General features: G+C 61.7%; 13 protein-coding genes and 2 tRNA genes. All 15 read right to left on the bottom strand.

Annotated features, from left to right (window positions below; translation table 11 throughout):
* Nucleotides 1-5: 5 nt before the first annotated feature.
* Nucleotides 6-923 carry a signal recognition particle-docking protein FtsY gene (ftsY, locus tag ACTQV3_RS08565; RefSeq protein WP_271807278.1) on the bottom strand — a complete coding sequence of 306 codons (918 nt, stop codon included), beginning with the start codon at nucleotides 921-923 and terminating at the stop codon, nucleotides 6-8.
* On the bottom strand, nucleotides 923-4,459 hold the full coding sequence (gene smc / locus ACTQV3_RS08570) for a chromosome segregation protein SMC (RefSeq protein WP_441536180.1): 3,537 nt from the start codon (nucleotides 4,457-4,459) through the stop codon (nucleotides 923-925). The genes ftsY and smc overlap by 1 nt, the downstream gene beginning before the upstream one ends.
* 10 nt (nucleotides 4,460-4,469) lie before the next feature.
* A complete protein-coding gene (gene rnc, locus ACTQV3_RS08575) occupies nucleotides 4,470-5,195 on the bottom strand; it encodes a ribonuclease III (RefSeq protein ID WP_441536178.1) in 726 nt (241 codons plus the stop codon).
* A 3-nt stretch (nucleotides 5,196-5,198) separates the two neighbouring features.
* Nucleotides 5,199-5,441 carry an acyl carrier protein gene (locus ACTQV3_RS08580; RefSeq protein WP_154515452.1) on the bottom strand — a complete coding sequence of 81 codons (243 nt, stop codon included), beginning with the start codon at nucleotides 5,439-5,441 and terminating at the stop codon, nucleotides 5,199-5,201.
* Between the two features lie 117 nt (nucleotides 5,442-5,558).
* The gene (plsX, locus tag ACTQV3_RS08585; protein ID WP_154515449.1) at nucleotides 5,559-6,575 is read right to left on the bottom strand and encodes a phosphate acyltransferase PlsX; all 1,017 of its coding nucleotides are present in this window, start codon (nucleotides 6,573-6,575) and stop codon (nucleotides 5,559-5,561) included.
* Between the two features lie 88 nt (nucleotides 6,576-6,663).
* Entirely contained in the window at nucleotides 6,664-6,843 is a 180-nt protein-coding gene (rpmF, locus tag ACTQV3_RS08590) for a 50S ribosomal protein L32 (protein WP_022094017.1), read from the bottom strand.
* Nucleotides 6,844-6,907: 64 nt separating this feature from the next.
* Nucleotides 6,908-7,462, bottom strand: coding sequence for a YceD family protein (locus tag ACTQV3_RS08595; RefSeq protein ID WP_154515446.1), 555 nt, complete (start codon nucleotides 7,460-7,462; stop codon nucleotides 6,908-6,910).
* Complete coding sequence (locus ACTQV3_RS08600; RefSeq protein ID WP_154515443.1) at nucleotides 7,462-7,959, bottom strand: ATPase; 498 nt, start codon at nucleotides 7,957-7,959, stop codon at nucleotides 7,462-7,464. The genes ACTQV3_RS08595 and ACTQV3_RS08600 overlap by 1 nt, the downstream gene beginning before the upstream one ends.
* Before the next feature lie 68 nt (nucleotides 7,960-8,027).
* Nucleotides 8,028-8,525: a pantetheine-phosphate adenylyltransferase gene (coaD, locus tag ACTQV3_RS08605; RefSeq protein WP_154515440.1), complete on the bottom strand. Its 498-nt coding sequence runs from the start codon at nucleotides 8,523-8,525 to the stop codon at nucleotides 8,028-8,030.
* On the bottom strand, nucleotides 8,518-9,162 hold the full coding sequence (gene rsmD / locus ACTQV3_RS08610) for a 16S rRNA (guanine(966)-N(2))-methyltransferase RsmD (RefSeq protein WP_441536174.1): 645 nt from the start codon (nucleotides 9,160-9,162) through the stop codon (nucleotides 8,518-8,520). The genes coaD and rsmD overlap by 8 nt, the downstream gene beginning before the upstream one ends.
* A complete protein-coding gene (gene recG / locus ACTQV3_RS08615; protein ID WP_441536172.1) occupies nucleotides 9,159-11,336 on the bottom strand; it encodes an ATP-dependent DNA helicase RecG in 2,178 nt (725 codons plus the stop codon). Before recG ends, rsmD begins: the two co-directional genes overlap by 4 nt.
* A 10-nt stretch (nucleotides 11,337-11,346) precedes the next feature.
* Nucleotides 11,347-13,008 carry a DAK2 domain-containing protein gene (locus ACTQV3_RS08620; protein ID WP_427728121.1) on the bottom strand — a complete coding sequence of 554 codons (1,662 nt, stop codon included), beginning with the start codon at nucleotides 13,006-13,008 and terminating at the stop codon, nucleotides 11,347-11,349.
* 27 nt (nucleotides 13,009-13,035) lie between these two features.
* Nucleotides 13,036-13,425 (bottom strand): Asp23/Gls24 family envelope stress response protein, encoded by a 390-nt coding sequence (locus ACTQV3_RS08625; protein ID WP_187361832.1) that lies wholly within the window; start codon nucleotides 13,423-13,425, stop codon nucleotides 13,036-13,038.
* Nucleotides 13,426-13,586: 161 nt separating this feature from the next.
* Nucleotides 13,587-13,661, bottom strand: a tRNA-Asn gene (locus ACTQV3_RS08630).
* 33 nt (nucleotides 13,662-13,694) lie between these two features.
* A tRNA-Asn gene (locus ACTQV3_RS08635) sits at nucleotides 13,695-13,769 on the bottom strand.
* Nucleotides 13,770-14,097 lie beyond the last annotated feature (328 nt).

Consider the following 14,097-nt stretch of genomic DNA (forward strand, 5'->3'; position numbering starts at 1 on the left):
ACTCCTTAGTTGGACTCGCCCACCAGGGCGCGGCAGAAATCTTTGGCATTAAACTCCTGCAGGTCATCGACCTGCTCGCCCACGCCCACGCGCAGAATCGGGAGCTTGAGCTTCTCGGCCACGGCCATGGCGATACCGCCCTTTGCCGTGCCGTCGAGCTTAGTCATGATAATACCGTCCAGACCCAGCGCCTCATTAAACTCGAGCGCCTGGTTCAGGCCGTTTTGGCCCGTCGCGGCATCGATCACGAGGACGACCGAGACGGGCATGGGGCCGGCGGCCATATTGGCGGCGCGCTTACGCGTCACGTTGACCACCTTGGCAAGCTCGCGCATGAGCTCGGGGCTCGTATGCAGACGGCCGGCGGTGTCGATGAGCACCAGGTCGCTGCCGCGCTTGTCGGCCTCGTCGAGCACGTCGTAGCAAACGCTTGCCGGGTCTGAGCCGCGGTCGCGCTTTATGACGGGGACGCCGGCTCGCTGGCCCCACACATCGAGCTGTTCGATGGCGGCAGCGCGGAAGGTATCGGCCGAGCCGATCACGACGTTCTTGCCGCGGGCGGCCATGGCGCTCGCGATCTTGCCGACCGTAGTGGTCTTGCCGGCACCGTTGATGCCCACAAACAGCACGCAGCTCGGCGTGTCGGCGAACGGATCGCGCTCGACGGGTACAAAATGCTGCTCGAGCTGCTCGGCCAGGGCCCGACGGAGTTGCGGGGCGGTCTTGAGGTTCTTCTTGGCCGCGGCATCGCGCAGGTCATCGGAGACCTGGATGGCGACCTCGGCACCCATGTCACCCATGACGAGGGTGTCCTCTAGGTCCTCCCAAAAATCCTCGTCGACCTCGCCGCCAAAGTAAAAGACCTCGTTGAGGGCCTCGCGGCTGCGCTCAAGTCCGCGCGAGAGGGCATCGAAGAATCCCATTATGCATTCACGACCTTTCCGGTTTCGCGATCGAGTTTTTGCGAGACGACGCGACTGACGCCGTCAGCCTGCATCGAGACGCCGTAGAGGACGTCAGCGTCCTCCATAGTACGGCGCTGATGCGAGATAACCAAGAGCTGCGTATCGGAACGCAGCACGTCGAGCGCGCCGATGAGCTTGGACAGGTTGGCGTCATCGAGCGCCGCCTCGACCTCGTCCAGCACATAGAACGGCACCGTACGCGTGCGATACACGGCAAAGAGCAGGGCGAGCGCCGTCAGGCTCTTCTCGCCGCCCGACATGAGCATCATCTTGGTGATGCGCTTGCCGCGCGGCTGCGCCACGACCTCGATGCCCGTCTCGGCCGGATGCTCAGGGTCGGTCATCTCCAGATGCGCCTGGCCACCCGGGAACAGCATGGCGAAGATCTCGCGGAAGTTCGCATCGACCTTTTCGAAGGTCACCAGGAAGGCTTTACGCATCTTACGGTCGATGGCCACGGTAATCTTGGTGAGCGCCTTGCGCGCGCTCTCCAGATCGGACAGCTGCTCCTCGATGTAATCGGCGCGGCGCTTGAGCTGCTCGTACTCCTCCATGGCAACCTGGTTCACAGGGCCCAGGTTGTTGATCTGGCGCACGAGCTGGTTGAGCTCGCGCTCGGCGGCGTCGCGATCGGTGGGAGCAGGAAGCATGAGCGCTTCCTCGAGCACCGTGGTGCCATCGGCGGTAATGGCCTTGATGGCCGCCTCTACCTGTACCTCGAGCTTGCCGCGCGCGACCTTGAACTCGTTTTGTGTCGCCGTGGCGGCATCGACCCGCTCCTTGGCGCGGGAGACCTCGGCCTTGGCATCCTCGATGGTTTTCTTGAGCGAAGCCGAGTCTGCCTCCTCGAGTGAGGCCTGGTCACGCAGGCGCGCAGCCCAATCAGATGCACGCTCCAGCAGGGCCGAATAGCGCTCGTGCATGGGATCGACACGCAGGCGCAGCAGCTCGAGCGAGCGCGAAGCCTGACGTGTTCCGCGGATACGGCGGTCAATGCCCTCCAGGCGATGCTCCAGATCGGGCACGCGGCCCTTCAGCGAACGCAGGCGCTCGCTCGTCTGGGCCAGGCGCACCTTGGCATCGGCGAGCTTACCGGCTGCCTCGGAATCGTCACGGCGCACGCGATCGAGCTCGTCGTTGGCTTCGGCAATCTGGAGACCCAGGTCGCTTGCCTGCGCACGGGCCTCGTCGCGCGAACGGGTGAGATCGTCAACGCGCGGGCGCGCGGCGTTCACGGCCTCGGCCGCCTGCTCGCGGCGCCTGGAGATGCGCGCACGCTCGACCTCGGCGTTGTTGGCGCTTTGCTCCAGGCGGCCAATCTCGGAGAGCAGCGAGCGGCGCTCGCCCTCAAGACGGGCGATCTCGCCGGCGGCATCACCCTCGGCGGCACGCGCCTCCTCGACGGCCGCATTGGCCTCGATAACCTGGTTCGACACATGCTCAAAAACGGCAGCCAAATCGGGCTCCAGGCCTTCGAGCTCGCGAATGCGGCGCTTCCGCTCCAGGGCACCCGAGGCCTCGCCGGCATCGAGCCCCACGCGCACCAGGCCACCAAAGCTCACGCGAGCGCCATCGGGCGTCACATAAGTCACACCGTCAACGACTGGTGCCGCCAGCGCACAAGGCAAGTCATCGACCACGTAATAGCCGCCGAGCAGTGCCTCGACAATCGGGCCATAACCGGCACGCACGGACAGGCGATCAACCAGACGCGAACCGGCAGCGCCCTCGGCAGCAGCAGAGCCGCTCACCCCACGCGCCACCAGCAGTGCCTCGCCCGAGGCCTTCTTTTGGTCCAAAGCCGCACGACCGGCACGCTCAAGCGTGGCGGCGTCATCAAACAACAGGGCATCGATATCGCCGGCAAGCAGCTGCTCGACCAGGCCCTCAAGCTCACGCGGCGCCTCGAGCACGTCGCCCAGACGGCCCGTTACGTCATCGCCCAATGCCCCTACCAGACGGCTCACCAACGGCGAGCTATCGGCCATACGGGCATCGAGCTTCTTTTGGCTCGCAAGCTCAGAGCGCACCTCGGACAGCTTATTGCGCGACTCGCTCTCACGGGCGCGCAAGTCCTTCAACGCCGCACGGGCGACCTCGGTGGCCTGGCGCGCATCGGCCTGGGCTTGGCGAGCCTGATCGAGCGCGCCGTCGATCTCCTCGGCGCGGTCGCGACGGCTCTCGAGCGAGGCCGTGACCTCCTCGAGCTGCTCGTCAATCTGCTCCAGGCGCGAGGCATACATGTTGTCCTCGACCTCGGCATTGCTCAGCGAGTCTTTCACCTTGGCAAGCTCGAGCGCAGCCTTGTCGGCCACGCGCTGCACATCGCGTTGCTCGCGCGTAAGCTGCGAAATCTGATTGTCGAGCGCAACACGGCGCTCGTGGAGCTCGGCGGCGGCAGGGCCGGCGGCGTCAACGTCGTCCTGGGCCTGCATGTGCGCACCGGTCACTTCCTCTAGCTGGGCACGTGCATCCTCGAGCTCCTCGACCACGCGACGACGCTGATGCTCGGAGCTCGAAATCTGGCCGCGCATATCGGACAGGCGCGACACCATATTGTGGCCCTTTTCCTCGAGCAGGCGCATATCGGAGTTAATACGGCCGACCACATCTTGCATATGACGGCGCTGTTCGCCCAAGTCACCCACAAACAGGCCCTTTTCCTCGAGCATCACCTGGAGCTTCTCGAGCTCGCGCTCCTTTTCGCCCAAGCGGTACTGAGCAAGCTCCAGCTCGGCGGCACCCTCTTTGGAACGGCTCTCCAGATCGTTCCACTGCGACTGCAGCGAACGAAGCTCGTCCACGGCCAGCATCTGCGTAAGCTCGTTCGCGCGCGAGGACAGCTCTTTGTACTTGCGCGCGCGATCGACCTGACGCTCCAACGGTCGCAGCTGACGGGCAATCTCCTTATTGATGTCGCGGGCACGAGTAAGGTGCTCGTCCATCGACTTAATCTTTTTGAGCGCACGCTCCTTGCGGCGCTTGTGCTTGGAAATGCCGGCAGCCTCCTCGATAAGGACGCGGCGCTCCTCGGGACGGCTCTGCAAAATGGCATCGAGCTTGCCCTGGCTGATAATGGAATGCGTATCCTTACCCAAGCCCGAATCGTGCAAAATGTCCTGGATATCCATCAGGCGGCACGGACTCGAGTTGATGAGGTATTCGCTCTCGCCCGAACGATACATGCGGCGGGTGATGGCAACCTCGTCAAAGTCGACAGGCAACACATGGTCCGAGTTATCGAGCACCAGCGTGACCTCGGCAACGCCCACCGGCTTGCGCGCCGACGAGCCCGAGAAGATGACGTCCTCCATGGCCTGGCCGCGCAGCTGCTTGGCGCTCTGCTCGCCCAGTACCCACAGAATCGAATCGGAGATATTCGATTTTCCCGAGCCGTTAGGACCGACGATGACGGTCAGGCCCGGCTCAAACGTCATATGGGCGCGGTCGGCAAACGACTTGAACCCTTTGAGCGTAAGGGACTTGAGATACACGGTTCCTCGCTTAAACGGGCTTCTTGTTGAGAATCACACCGTTGGTGGTGTAACCCATGCGGTCGAGCGCCTCGAGTGCAGCGGCTCCCTCGGCCTCTTTCTTAGAGGCGCCGGTGCCGCGGCCCTGACGGATACCGTCGACAAGCACCACGGCGGTAAAGGTGGGCGCATGTGCCGGGCCCTCGGAGCCTACCAGCTTGTATGCCGGGGGCTCGCGACCGTCTGCCTGCACGCACTCCTGCAAGAACGACTTGGGGTTCGCGGGGTGCTCGGCACGCTCGGAGGCCAAATGGGGCTTAAGCGTGCGGTGGATGAACTCCGCCGCCGCATCCCAGCCGGCATCGAGGTACAACGCACCCACGAGCGACTCATAGACGTTCTCGAGCGCCGAGTTAAGGCCGCGCGCGCCGGTACCGGTCTCGGAGGCACCAAAGATGATGATGTCGTCGATGCCCAGCTCGTGCGAAACCTCGGACAGCGTGGCACCCGAAACAAGCGATACCTTCAGACGCGTGAGCTTGCCTTCATCGAACTCGGGATAAGACTCAAAGAGCGAACGGGCAACCACGGCGCCCAGAATGGAGTCACCCAAAAACTCAAGCCGCTCATAGCTGGCAGAGACCGGCTGCCCCTCTACTGCCGAGGGGTGGGTGAGCGCCGCGCGTAGCAGCACCTTGTTATTAAACTCATGGCCCAGGATTTCCTGAGCGCGCGTGAGTCGTTGAGATAAAGCCAAGACCTAGGCCTCCCTGGCGTTTTCGATAGCGTCGACGGCGTCGGCAACGGAGGTGAGCGACAACAGGGTCTCGTCATCGATCTCGAGGTCAAACTCGTCCTCGATGGCCGTCACCAGCTGCAGGCGCTCGAGCGAATTGGCATCGAGGTCGTCAAAAGTTGTCTCATCACTGATCTCGGCAACGTCAACACCCAGCACGTCGGCAGCGACCTCGGCGATCTTGTCAAAGATTTCGGAGCGATCCATAGCGCATCCTCTCATAAGTCGTGGAATACAATGTGTCGCGCGGGCAGAAGCCGCATTGCAGCACGGTTCCGATTCTACCCCACGATGCATAGCTTGAGCCACGTAACGGAGCTCTTGCTAAACGATACCTTCCATGGAATTGGCAATGCTTTCGATAAGCCCGGCTCGAACGGCCTGAGCCGCGGCGAGTGTACCGTTCTTAACGGCTTCGGCCGACGTGGCGCCATGGCCAATCAAAACGACGCCGCGAAGGCCCAGCAGGATCGCGCCGCCCTTGGCATCGCCCGAGAGCTTGGCTTTCATCTGGCGCATCTGCTTTTTGATGAGCAGCGCGGCGATCTTGGTACCGAGCGAAGACATAAAGGCGCCCTTGAGCTCTTGCAGCAAAAACTTGGCAGCGCCCTCGGTTGCCTTGAGCGCAATATTGCCCGACATGCCGTCGGCGACCACAACGTCAAAATTGCCCGACGTAAGATCGGTGCCCTCGCAGTTGCCCACAAAACCGGGGACCGCGGCTTTCATAGCCGGGAAGCACGCCTTGGTAAAGTTGGAACCCTTCTCGTCCTCGGTGCCGTTGCCGAGCAGGCCCACACGCGGATGTTCGATGCCCAGGACCACGCGGGCATAGGCTGCACCCATCTGGGCAAAGCGAACCATGTCGTCGACCTCGACATCGGGGTTGGCCCCCATGTCACACAGTACCGTAAGGCCACCGGCGCGGTTGGGCAGCGCATTGGTGAGGCATGGACGCACCGGCTGCTTCTTACCCTCTACCAAATATCTAAACGGCGTCACGTAGGCGGTGGCGGCAGCCGTCATGGCGCCGGTCGACCCCGCGGAGAAAAACGCGTCCGCGTTGCCCTTCTTAATAGCACGGCAGGCAAGCACGATCGAAGACTTACGCTTGGTCATCACGGCGCGGATGGGATCGTCGTCCATGGCGATGACATCGGGGGCCTCCAGAGCCTCCACACGCGCGTGCGCCGCGGCAAAGGGGTTGACGATATCGGCGGGGCCAACAGCAATGACCTCGATATCGGGATCGGCGGCAAGCGCGGCCTCAATACCGTCGAGGACAACTTGGGGCTTCTCGTCTCCGCCCACAACGTCTACACAAACGCGAACGTTACTCATTTCAAGTGCTCCTTATACAAAAATGGCCGACTCATTGAGCCGGCCATTGTGGTTCCAGTTGGAACGGCATCGTATCCAGAGTATACAGTTACTCGGTAACGATAACCTCGCGGTCCTTGTAGAAACCGCAGCTGGGGCACACGTGGTGCGGGAGCTTGACAGCGCCGCAACGGGGGCACGTGGACTGAGCCGCAGCCGAGATCTTCATGTTGGCGGAACGACGGGTATGGGTGCGGATACGACCCTGCTTTTGTTTAGGTACGGGCATAGTGACCTTCCTTATGAACTATCCAGTGTGGCGATTACGCGCAAGTAGCGATACTACCACATTTTTACTCATCAAGATTGAGATTCTTCAATGCTGCAAATGGATTTTCCGTGGCAGCGGCCCATTCGGCCTCGGCCTGGGCGGCGCAATCGCATTGCTCGACGTTGAGATTGATGCCGCAGGTGGGGCACAGGCCGCGGCAATCGGGCTTGCAGAGCACCACAAACGGCGTGTCCATGACAACGGCGTCGTTAATGGGCTCCCCCAGATCGACAATGCGGTCCTCGCCCAAAAGCTCGTAACCGTCCTCGTAGGCCTCGGGATCCTCGGGCTCCTCAAAGAGGTAGAACTCCTCGATCTCGCCGGCGATATCAAACGAGGCGAGCTCAAGGCAGCGATCGCATTCGCCGGTGGCGTGCGCTCGAACCATGCCGGAGAGCAGAACACCGGTGCCCGCATTGGTAAAAACCACGTCGTAAGCAATGCCGTCCTGCAGCTGGTACTCCTTCTCGCCCACCGTGTAGGTGGCGACATCGACCTTGCCGGTCAGCGGATACGAGTCTCCGGGAAACTCGAGCTGCTCGGAAAGATCGACGGTAACGCTCGGGAACTCAGCCATTACCACTGACCGTTCTGCTGGGCGGCACCCTCGTTGAGCTGCTGACGGCAACGGGTAACGGTGCCGGTCAGGCTCTTGAGGTTCTCCTCGAGATGCGTAAAGACCTGCTCGGCATAATCCTCGGCCGCATAGCGCGTCTCGCGCTCGTACTGCTGGGCACGATCACGGATATCGTCGGCCTGCTGCTGCGCCAAGCGGACGATCTCCTGCTCACCGGCAATGGTGAGTGCCTGCTGCTGAGCATCGGCAATGATGGAATCGGCCTGAGCGGCGGCGGAAGCCATAAGCTCGTCGCGCTCCTTGAGGATGCGACGGGACTTCTGCCACTCCTCGGGATAGCTCATACGGATCTCGTCAAGGATGTTAAAGAAGACGTCGGCATCGATAACCTTCATCTGGGCATTCTTGCCGAACGGCGTCTTAGCCTCTTCGATGAGCCCCTCGAGCTCCTCGACAAGGCTCACGATCCTGTCGCCAGGAAAATTCTCGCCCGGCATCCGGTCTCCTTTCATAGGTAACATGTCATCGTGTTAGTTTACCACATGCCATCAGGCAATATGAAACGTCACGAAAAGCGATGTTTAAGCGCTTCGACCACATTGGGCGGCACAAACGTCGACACATCGCTTCCGAGCGATGCGATCTGACGAACCACCGAGCTCGAGATATAGCCGTATTGCGGCGCACTCATGACAAAAATGGACTCAAGCTCGTTGTCCAGGCGATAGTTGAGGTCCGCCTGCTGCAGCTCGTACTCAAAGTCGGTCATGGCGCGCAGGCCCTTGACCACAGCACCCGCACCCTGCTCACGGGCAAAATCGACCAACAGACCGGTAAAGGGCAGTACCTCGACACCGTCAATATCGCCCAGGGCCTCGCGGGCCAACGCCACGCGCTCATCGAGCATAAAGGTGGTGCCCACGCCGTTTTTGCCCTGCGACTCCGCCACGGCGACAATCACGCTGGGAAAAATGCGGCGGGCGCGGCGGATTACATCGATGTGACCAAACGTGATGGGGTCAAACGTACCCGGAACGATCACGCGGTTGATAGTGTCATTCATGGGTATCCTCCAAAGGCACGTCCTCGTCAATATCGCTGTCATGAGCATGGTCGCACTCGTCCGCGGCCACCCAGCGCAGCAAGTCAACCGAGGTAATGCCGTAGCGTTTCTCTCGCACGGTCTCAAAACCAGCCGGATGAGCGCCCGCATCGCTTGCGGCATGCTCAAACAGGGCAAAGGCCCCTGGTGCCAGCAAGCCCTGCTGGGCAAGATTGCGCAGCAGCTCCTCGACCGGCTCGGCGCCAAAGGCATAGGGTGGATCGAGCAGGACAAGATCAAAGGGGCCGCCCGGAACACGGCCGCGCGAGGCGCTCGCCAACACATCGCCGGTAACGACGCGCCAACGCGAGCGGTCGCGACACAGCGACTCGATATTCTTAGTGATCAGTCGGGCGGCATTGCGATCGATCTCGAACGTGATGAGCGAGCGAGCGCCGCGCGAGAGCATCTCGATTCCCAGGGCACCGGAGCCGCCAAAGGCATCCAGCACGCGGACCTCGTCCAGATCGAAATCGAATGCCGACATGACCATGGACGCACATGCCTCGCGCACGCGGTCGGTCGTGGGACGGGTGACATCGCGCCCACGCGGCTCTTCGATCTTGCGGCCGCGCCATTCACCGCCGATGATTCTCATCCTCCGCTGACCTCCTTGAAAATATGTCGATAACGCGTGGCGACCGCATCGCGCAAGGGACGCGTCGCCACGGAGTCAAGGTTGCAAGCATACCGCAAGAGCTCGACCGCGTCCAAATGGGCCCATTCGATAAGATCCTCGTCGGCGTCCAGGTCCACAAAACGCAGGGTCACACCGCCATGTTGGCGATAACCCAAGATTTCGCCCTCGTGGCGCAAACGCAGGTCCATCTGCGCAAGCGCAAAACCGTCAGAGGTCTTTTCGAGCGCCCGCAGGCGGTCTTGCGCAGCAGACACACCGCCATTGCCCTTGGAATGCGTCATGACCAGGCACGTGCCCGACACGCTGCCGCGGCCCACGCGGCCTCTAAGCTGATGCAGGGCCGCCAAGCCAAAGCGCTCGCCGTTCTCGATAACCATGACGGTGGCGTTGGGCACGTCGACGCCCACCTCGACCACCGTAGTCGAGACGAGCACGTCGATCTCGCCGCGCTTAAAGGCGTCGATCACGCGGTCCTTCTCCCCCGCCGGCATGCGGCCGTGAAGACGCTCGACGGAAAGCCCCGGCAATGCCAGACGCAGGCGGTCGAGCTCGGTCGCGGTGTCGTGTAACGGCACGGGCACCGTCACGCGACCTTCATCGTCGCGAGCAATGCCGGGAACGTCTTCCAAATCGTCCGCGGAGTCACTCGGCTCCACAAGCGGGCAGATAACGTAAGCCTGCTGTCCTTGGGCATGCGCCTCGCGAATGGCACCGTAGGCCAGGTCGCGGCTCGACTCGGTGAGCACGCGCGTCGAGACGCCGGCCCCGGGAACGGGGCGATGACGAATGATGGACGTGTCCAGGTCACCATAGACCGAGAGCGCCAGTGTGCGCGGAATAGGCGTGGCCGTCATAACGAGCAAGTCCGCACCTGGGCCTTTGGCACGCAGGGCATTGCGCTGCCCCACGCCAAACCGGTGCTGCTCGTCGATAACGACGAGTGAAAGATGTTTAAACGTTACGTTATCCGAAAGGACCGCATGGGTACCAAAGAGCACATCGAGCTCACCAGACTGCAGCTGTGCATGGATGCGCTCGCGCTCGGCGGCCGGGGTAGCACCCGTCAGGAGCGCCCAGGACATACCGGCCTGCGAGAGCAAAGGGCCGGTCTTATCGGCATATTGACGCGCCAGCACGCCCGTGGGTGCCATGACGCAGGACTGGGTACCCGAATCGGCCGCGACTGCCAGCGCGCAGGCGGCGACGGCGGTCTTGCCGGTACCGACATCGCCCAGCAGCAAGCGGTTCATCACGTGGTCGCCATCGCACATGTCATGCAGGATGTCTTGGAACGCGGCCTCCTGCTCGTCGCTCAGCGAAAACGGCAGGGCCCGCCTAAGCGCCGTCAAATGACCACCCGCGGTATGGGTGTAGGGAACCACCTCGACCATACCGCCGTCGTTGCGCAGACGAAGCGCCAGCTGAAGATAGAGGCATTCCTCATAGGCAAGCCGTGCGCGCGCGATATCGCGCTCGGCCATACTTGAGGGAAAGTGAATCGAACGCAGCGCACGGGCGCTGCTCATAAGGCGACGCTTGGCGCGCAGGGGCGCGGGAATCGGGTCGAAGGGATTGCCGACAATCTCGAGCGCGCCGCTCACGATACGGCGCATCCAAGCCTGGCTCACACCGTCGCTCACATAGTGAACCGGAAGGATGGTGCCCGCGGCACGCCCGTCCTCGAGCTTTTCGAAATGCGGCGAGGCCATCTGCTTAAAGCCATAGGCAAATTCGACCTTACCCATCACGGCCAGGCGGTCGCCCTGCTTGAGCTGCTGGGCAATCCAGGGCTGGCGGAAAAAAGCGACTTGCAGCACGCCCGTCTTGTCCACAAGCGAGACCTCGGTAACCTGCATACGCGGGCGGGGCTGCTTTTGAACGATACGATCGACCGTGGCGACGATCGTGCACACCGTACCGATAGGCGCCATCTCGATGGACCAGGAGCGTGTAAAGTCCAGATATCGATGAGGGATATGGAGAAGGAGGTCCCCCACCGTCCTAATTCCCAGACGGCGAAGGGCCTCCTCACGTTTACCCGAAACATATTTGAGTCGCGCGATATCCTCGTCGAGCGCATTGCTCTGGGCAAAGCGCTCCGAGACGCGCGGCACGGAGCACAGCTCGGACATGGGCAGATGCCTACTCGATCGAGAAGATCACGGGATAGAGCGGCTGCTCGCCACGATGGGCGTCAATCTCCAGGTCGGGCTGAGCCTCCTCGATGGCGTCGACGATCTCCTGGAAGGCCTCATCGGACAGCTCCTCGCCGGCCAGAATCGTCAGCGCGTCGCCCTCCTCTTCCTCCTGCATGCGGTTGATGCAGTCGAGCGTGACCTGCTTCACATCGGAGCCGACCACGTCGATGGAGCCGGCAATGATACCCATGACGTCACCGGAGTGAATCGGCGAGCCGTCAGAGGCGCTGGAATCGCGCACGGCACGGGTGACCTCGCCATCGCGAACCTCGCTGATGGCATCGACCATGGCGGCAACGGCGTCCTCGAGCTCGGAATCGGGCAGCACCGCGAACAGAGCGGAGAACGCCTGCGGAACGGTCTTGGTGGGAACCACGGCGACCTTTTTGTCGGTGCAGGCAGAAGCAGCAGCCTCGGCAGCCATACGGATATTGCCGTTATTGGGCAGGATGATGACCGAAGTCGCGTTGACCTGGTCCACCGCGCCCAGCAGGTCGGCGGTCGAGGGGTTCATGGTCTGGCCACCCGAAACGACCACGTCAACGCCGAGGGACTTGAGGATGTCGGCCTCACCGGAACCGGCGGCAACGGCGACAAAACCCAGGGCCTTGGCGGGCTCGGCGGCCTTTTGCTGGTCCTCGTGGATCTTGGCGGTACGGTCGTGGGCCTCCATCTCCATGTTGTGGATAAAGACCTCGTAGATCTGGCCAAGCTGCAGCATGTGCTCGAGCACCAGGTTGGGGGTGTTGGAGTGCACGTGGATCTTGTAGTCGGGGTAGGCGCCCACGAGCAGCTCGCAGTCGCCCATGGAACCCAGGAACTTAAGGCACTCGTCCTCGTCAAACGGGGCGTCGGCCTTAAAGAGGAACTCGTTGCAGTAGCGGAACTCCGAGCCCTCCCAGTCGTCGTTGGCCTCGATCTCGACGCGACCGAGGGCCGCATCGCGGGCAGAGCCAGCGGAATCAAACGTGGTGGAGAAATCCTCGACAACGGTGCTGCGGCCCAGAGCAGCGGCAACGAAGTTTTCCAGGAAGATGGCGAAGCCAAAGGCGCCGGAGTCGACCACGCCGTTCTCCTTCAGAACGGGCAGCAGGTCGGGCGTGCGAGCCACAGACTGGTAGGCCTCGACGACGATGGCGTCGAGCGCGTCCTCGGCCGAGAACTTCTTCTTCTCGCACTCGTCGGCCTTGGTCGAGACGTCGCGCAGGACCGTAAGAATCGTGCCCTCGATGGGCTTGCGGACGGCCTGGAAGGCGACCTTGACGGCGCGACGGAAAGCATGCGCGATGTCGGCAGACGTGATGGGCTCATCGGCAGAGACGAGTCCCTCGGCCACGCCGCGCAGGATCTGCGAGGTGATAACGCCGGAGTTGCCGCGGGCGCCCATGAGGGAGCCGTGGGTGATGGCGCCGGCGATGGCCTCCATATCGGCATCGGCGGGAAGGGCGGAAAGCTCCTTGGTCACCGAGGCGAGCGTGAGCGACATGTTGGTGCCGGTGTCGCCGTCGGGCACGGGAAAGACGTTGAGTTTATTGATCTCCTCGGCCTTGTCGGAAACGGCAGCCGCAGCGATCGGAAAACAGGTGCGAATGGTCTTTACAATCATGAGTATTTGAATCTCCGTTTTCGGATGCTAGTTCAGACGGCTCTTGAGCGCGTCGATGTGAATGCCGATCTTAAGGCTGGCGGGATCGATCTGGGCGATCTCCTGCAGGGTGAAGGCAACGGAGCTCGAAAGATTGTGGCAGACGGACTTCATGTTGACGCCGTTCTCGAGCACGACGTGAAGGTCGACCGTAAGGCCGTTCTCGTCGGCGGAGACAAGCACGCCCTTGCGGAGGCGCTGACCGGCAAGCAGGCGCACGCTCTCGGCGCCCTGGAGCTGCTCGGCCATACCGACGACGCCATAGCACGTCATCGCGGCATAACCGGCAATATCGGCAATAACGTCGTTCGAGACGCTCAGGCTGCCGTTAATGGTCTCAGACACAAGAATCTCCTTATCTGGTGCTCGCGGCACCATGTCGTGGGAGCAATCATTGCAATATTCTACAACGACCGCGCCATGTTGAGGTGGTGGGTCGCGGGATTACATCCTCGACACGAAATGTTGATATGGCAACGTTTGCGTTAAGCAATCGCGGCATGAAAAAACCCGCCGCAAAAGCGACGGGTTTTACAATCTGGCTCCCCGGGTAGGACTCGAACCTACAACAGCGCGGTTAACAGCCGCGTGCTCTACCATTGAGCTACCGAGGAATTTAAAGCCCAGCAGATTGGGCTGAGAAATTCTGGCTCCCCGGGTAGGACTCGAACCTACAACAGCGCGGTTAACAGCCGCGTGCTCTACCATTGAGCTACCGAGGAATAGGTGCATGCTCTCAAGCAACGAAGTTTATTATACGGACGAATCAGCTCAGGGCAAGAACTTTTTTGAGAAATTTTCCGACCCAGTCATTGGGGACGTTCTTAAACGACTAGTCATTCAAGAACGTCCCCAACGACTAATCAACCTGACGCCCAGGGTAGTCTTTTTGGGACGGGGCTTTTTTAGCTACCCAATCTGGGGCCTTTTTAGTCTTTTTGAACTGCCTCCCATTTCTTGGACACGAGAAATGGGAGGCTTTTTATGCGAGTCGACTTGAGGGTGAAGCACGACATCGAGGCCAGGAAGGCGGCGATCGGGCTCTTCGAG

Origin of the sequence: Collinsella sp. LCP19S3_A7 (assembly GCF_052121995.1) — a bacterium.
GTDB lineage: Bacteria > Actinomycetota > Coriobacteriia > Coriobacteriales > Coriobacteriaceae > Collinsella.

What these genes read in the sequence shown, in the direction of transcription:
- rsmD (WP_441536174.1), bottom strand. Translation starts at nt 9,162, where the DNA reads ATGAGAATCATCGGCGGTGAATGGCGCGGCCGCAAGATCGAAGAGCCG.
- ftsY (WP_271807278.1), bottom strand. Translation starts at nt 923, where the DNA reads ATGGGATTCTTCGATGCCCTCTCGCGCGGACTTGAGCGCAGCCGCGAG.
- ACTQV3_RS08600 (WP_154515443.1), bottom strand. Translation starts at nt 7,959, where the DNA reads ATGCCGGGCGAGAATTTTCCTGGCGACAGGATCGTGAGCCTTGTCGAG.
- recG (WP_441536172.1), bottom strand. Translation starts at nt 11,336, where the DNA reads ATGTCCGAGCTGTGCTCCGTGCCGCGCGTCTCGGAGCGCTTTGCCCAG.
- ACTQV3_RS08620 (WP_427728121.1), bottom strand. Translation starts at nt 13,008, where the DNA reads ATGATTGTAAAGACCATTCGCACCTGTTTTCCGATCGCTGCGGCTGCC.
- ACTQV3_RS08580 (WP_154515452.1), bottom strand. Translation starts at nt 5,441, where the DNA reads ATGGATCGCTCCGAAATCTTTGACAAGATCGCCGAGGTCGCTGCCGAC.
- rpmF (WP_022094017.1), bottom strand. Translation starts at nt 6,843, where the DNA reads ATGCCCGTACCTAAACAAAAGCAGGGTCGTATCCGCACCCATACCCGT.
- ACTQV3_RS08595 (WP_154515446.1), bottom strand. Translation starts at nt 7,462, where the DNA reads ATGGCTGAGTTCCCGAGCGTTACCGTCGATCTTTCCGAGCAGCTCGAG.
- plsX (WP_154515449.1), bottom strand. Translation starts at nt 6,575, where the DNA reads ATGAGTAACGTTCGCGTTTGTGTAGACGTTGTGGGCGGAGACGAGAAG.
- ACTQV3_RS08625 (WP_187361832.1), bottom strand. Translation starts at nt 13,425, where the DNA reads ATGGTGCCGCGAGCACCAGATAAGGAGATTCTTGTGTCTGAGACCATT.
- coaD (WP_154515440.1), bottom strand. Translation starts at nt 8,525, where the DNA reads ATGAATGACACTATCAACCGCGTGATCGTTCCGGGTACGTTTGACCCC.